This window comes from Mucilaginibacter sp., assembly GCF_036383575.1.
GTDB lineage: Bacteria > Bacteroidota > Bacteroidia > Sphingobacteriales > Sphingobacteriaceae > Mucilaginibacter.
Genome location: NZ_DASVOB010000041.1, coordinates 1 through 3,977, shown reverse-complemented (window position 1 = coordinate 3,977; position 3,977 = coordinate 1). Strand labels below are relative to the sequence as shown.

Here is a 3,977-nt window from a genome sequence, read left to right as displayed (position 1 = left end):
ATATTGCCAACTCCGCTGAGTTTTTAATGTTAAAACCTTAATTTTCTTTTAGAGAAAGAACAGTTAAATCAACATCTTTTTCAACCAGATCAAGGTCATAAATTTTCAGGGCACTACGCAGATTTGCTAAAACAATCCCGTCTAAAGCATCTGCTGTGAATTGAATATCGATATTGCCATTATACCCCGTTTGATCTATAAAAGGTTTTTTGAGCCCGTATTCTATCAACCCTGTCAACCTTTTCGAGAATTTGCTGAATGGCTGATTGATTAAAGAACGCGTTGGGCCATAGTCCTTGCCTATCCTGTCTGCCTTGAAAAACGAATCAACGGGTTTATGCCCCCGTGTTTTTATTTTATCTGTATTGCTTGTTCTGATCAGAACAACGCATTTTACCGGCCTTTTTTCAATACCGGCGTTTAAGTGAAAAGCACGGTTTAAATCGTCCTTCATTAATTCATGAGGATTATACGGTTTGTCATTGGGAACAGAAGATTGATACCAATAAATATTATCCCTCAGCCATACCTGTTTATCATAATCGTTTAGATTTTTAGGCTCAAAGTATTTAGTGGAATCTTTGGTTTGAATAACCGTTCTGCCCGGCCTGAAAAACCCATACTTTCCGTTTGTTAATCCTTCCCATGCCCTCTGATACAAAAACATAACGGTTCCGCCTTCTGAAAGACTCTGACCAATTTTAGATTTCTCTAACTTGAGGCCCAGATCCATACCCTTATAGATGTAGGATGAATATACCATATCATCGCTCCAGCGTTTATCAAACAAGGATTCCACGTAATTATTCTTTACAGCTTCGGGGACTTTCATTGTTTTATTGGCAAGAACGGCCTCAATATTTGGTCGTGTTATAGGTACATCATCCAACAACATTTTTCCATCTTTTCCTACCCAAACTATGTAAGGATTACCCTGGTGGGGGAAGACCTTTTGCAGTATGGTGTCGCTGGTGATAAATGGTAATGAAGGTAGGTAAGCTTTTGGATGGTTTTTGAAAAACCGCCTGATAGAATCTCTGCCTAAAGGATTAACCGGAATGATCTGAATTTCATTATTGAACATTTTTTGCAAAGAATCCAGGTTTGGAAACTCCTCAATGCATGGAATGCAAAACACACCCCAAAAATCCAGTATGACCAGCTTACCGCGCAAGTCCGATAGTTTGATTTCTGTATTGCTGCTGTTAAATATGTTTTTGAATGTAAAACCGGGCACTTCATCACCTACTTTTAACGACTTGTTTTGCGCTTTCAGACAGGTGTTACTTAATAAAACGATCAGTATTATTAGATGTAAAAGGACAATTAACTTTCTCATGGTGTTGAACTATGACTGATGGTATTAATAACCGGTGTTTTGTATCAGTTTAACATTGTAGGTTAGCTGATCTAAAGGAAGGGGAAATAAGGCTGCATAAGGTTTCCAGTCAGGCTTTTCAGCCCCAAGGACTCCATCGATGGTTCCCCATCTTTTTAAATCAAACCAACGGTTACCCCACTCGGTAAAAAGCTCTAAACGCCTTTCCTTTTGTATCGCCCATAGGCAATCCGCTTGTGACATGGAAGTGGGGTAGGCAGCCAAACCAGCCCTGGTATGAATTATATTCAGATCATTGACCGCTCCCTGCAAATTGGTATTTTGCTGTGCCCTTGCTTCCGCGCGGATCAAATATTGTTCAGCAAGCCTGAAAACCACATTGTATTCAGTAATAGAAGTTGTGCTGCTGTTTTTAAATTTATTGGAATAATAATAAGTTGTACCGTTAACATTGTTACTACCCAACCAATTGGTTTTGCGCTTATCATCGGCATCGAACAAATTGAGTAAATAGGAATTTATTGCAAATGTCGGTTCCTCATCAGATGATTCGGGGATGAAAGCACTGGCTTCAGCCGTGTTTGCCGCATTGTTTGCCGGCGCTATCTCCCAAATGGTTTCCCCGCTGTTGATCAGGAAAACAGCATTAAGATCAGGTAGAATACTATAAATATTTGAGTTGATAACAGCTGAAGACTGCACTTCCGCATTAGCCCAATCTTTTTTAAATAGGTATATCCTCGCCAGTAATGCGGTGGCAGTTAATTTATTGGGCCTTAGCTTACCTGTGCCTGGATATGTATTAGTAAGCAGACCCTGTGCATCGGTCAGATCAATAATCATTTGCTGATAAACTTGTGAAACCGGCGTTCTTTCGGCAATAGCGTTTTGTGCATAATCAGGTGAGGTAATCAATGGAACATCGCCATACAGGTTAACTAAATAAAAATAGATCAGCGCCCTGACCACTTTCATTTCCCCTTTTAACTGATCCTTAACTGAAGAAGTAAGGCCGTTGCTATTGTCCAGCCCCCGCAGAATAGCATTAGTACGATATATGGTGTTATAGGCCGTAGACCAAAAATTACTGATATTCCCATCGTTTGACAAGATGTTATTATTGTAATATGGATCGTAGGTCGAGCTTGATGAGGTGTTGTAGATCTCATCGGCAGTAAGACCAGTGTAAATACCGATGCCGCCATTGGCAAAAGAAGGGTTGCCTGACCGCATCTGCACATAAACGCCGCTTACCGCAGAAAGCGCAGTATTGTCGTTTGAAAAAATCGCATCTGTAGCGATTAGCTGTGGTGATGGGGCAATGTCGACAAACTTTTTACAAGCTGACATAGCCATACTTAGCAATAAAATGAGCAGCAGCTTTTTATATAGCATTTTCATAATGTAATGTTTAAAGTGTTAGTTGAATACCTGCGGTAACCGTTCTTAATGGAGGCAGTACAAAAAGGCTTTGGTTTTCTGGATCGGCACCAATGTAATGGGTCATCGTTAGAAGATTCTGTCCCTGTAAATAAACCCGGCAATTAGCTACATGCAGCTTTTTCAATAGTGGTTGCGGAATACTATAAGATAGCGCTACGTTTTTAAGGCGGATATAAGATGCATCTGAATAGACTGTATTGGAACTTCTCAGGTAAAGGTTAGAAGCTGTTAAAGCAGGGCCGCCGGCACTGGTAAACTTTTGTATGTCGGCGATATCTCCGGGATTTTGCCAGCGGGATAAAACGACTATTGGTTGATTATAATACTTGTATCCCGGAACGGTTCCGGCCAGGTTCGACAGGTAATTAACGCCGTTTTGTTTTTTAAACTCAAAAAATATATCCAGCTGAAAGTTCTTATAACTTACACTGTTCTGAAATCCACCATAAAATTTAGGGTCGGTGTTAACAAGTGTGTTCCTGTCAGCCTGATTATATTTTCCATCATTATTGACATCCTGAAACTTATAAACGCCTGTTTGCGGATCAACCCCTAAATAGTGATAAACCAACCTGCTTGAAATGGACTGGCCAATAATATAGGTACCAGCATAAGTTGAATTTTCCAATCCCGGAAAAGCAAGAAGCTGATTTTTAGGTATGGTTAAATTAAATGAACTGTTCCAGGTAAAGGCGTGTGAATTGATATTTTTAGTGCTTAACTGTAACTCCCAGCCCTTATTTACTATAGTGGCATTCAGATTCTCTAATATGGATGTAAAACCTGTTTGTGTCGGTAATGTATAGTTAACAAGCTGGTTCTTTGAAAGCGATCTGAAGTAAGCAACAGATAATAATATTCGGTTACTTAGAAACCCTAAATCCAGTGCAAGCTCAGTCTTTTTATTTTTCTCCCACTGAAAGGACGGATTATAGAGCGAAGTCGGGCTTAAACTACTTACGCTTTGATAGGTGTCTGATACAGGTGTCCAGGTATCCAGGTATTGATACTCGCCGATCTGATCATTACCTGTAATGCCATAGCTTCCCCTTAGTTTCCCGAAACTGACAATGTTACTAAGTGTGCTTTCTATAAATTTTTCTTCCGAAAAAATCCAGGCGCCCCCTAACGCTGCAAAATTGCTGAACCTGCTTTGTGGGCCAAATCGGCTCGAACCGTCTCTTCTGCCGCTTAT

2 protein-coding genes and 1 pseudogene are annotated in these 3,977 nt (G+C 40.2%); all 3 read right to left on the bottom strand.

Going from position 1 to position 3,977, the window contains the following annotated elements; genetic code table 11:
• Window positions 1-37: 37 nt before the first annotated feature.
• Complete coding sequence (locus VF500_RS01325; protein ID WP_330857942.1) at window positions 38-1,339, bottom strand: TlpA disulfide reductase family protein; 1,302 nt, start codon at window positions 1,337-1,339, stop codon at window positions 38-40.
• 24 nt (window positions 1,340-1,363) lie between these two features.
• The gene (locus tag VF500_RS01320; protein WP_330857941.1) at window positions 1,364-2,740 is read right to left on the bottom strand and encodes a RagB/SusD family nutrient uptake outer membrane protein; all 1,377 of its coding nucleotides are present in this window, start codon (window positions 2,738-2,740) and stop codon (window positions 1,364-1,366) included.
• A gap of 10 nt (window positions 2,741-2,750) precedes the next feature.
• Window positions 2,751-3,977 (bottom strand): annotated as a pseudogene (locus tag VF500_RS01315) (SusC/RagA family TonB-linked outer membrane protein); the annotation flags it as partial.

What these genes read in the sequence shown, in the direction of transcription:
- VF500_RS01320 (WP_330857941.1), bottom strand. Translation starts at nt 2,740, where the DNA reads ATGAAAATGCTATATAAAAAGCTGCTGCTCATTTTATTGCTAAGTATG.
- VF500_RS01325 (WP_330857942.1), bottom strand. Translation starts at nt 1,339, where the DNA reads ATGAGAAAGTTAATTGTCCTTTTACATCTAATAATACTGATCGTTTTA.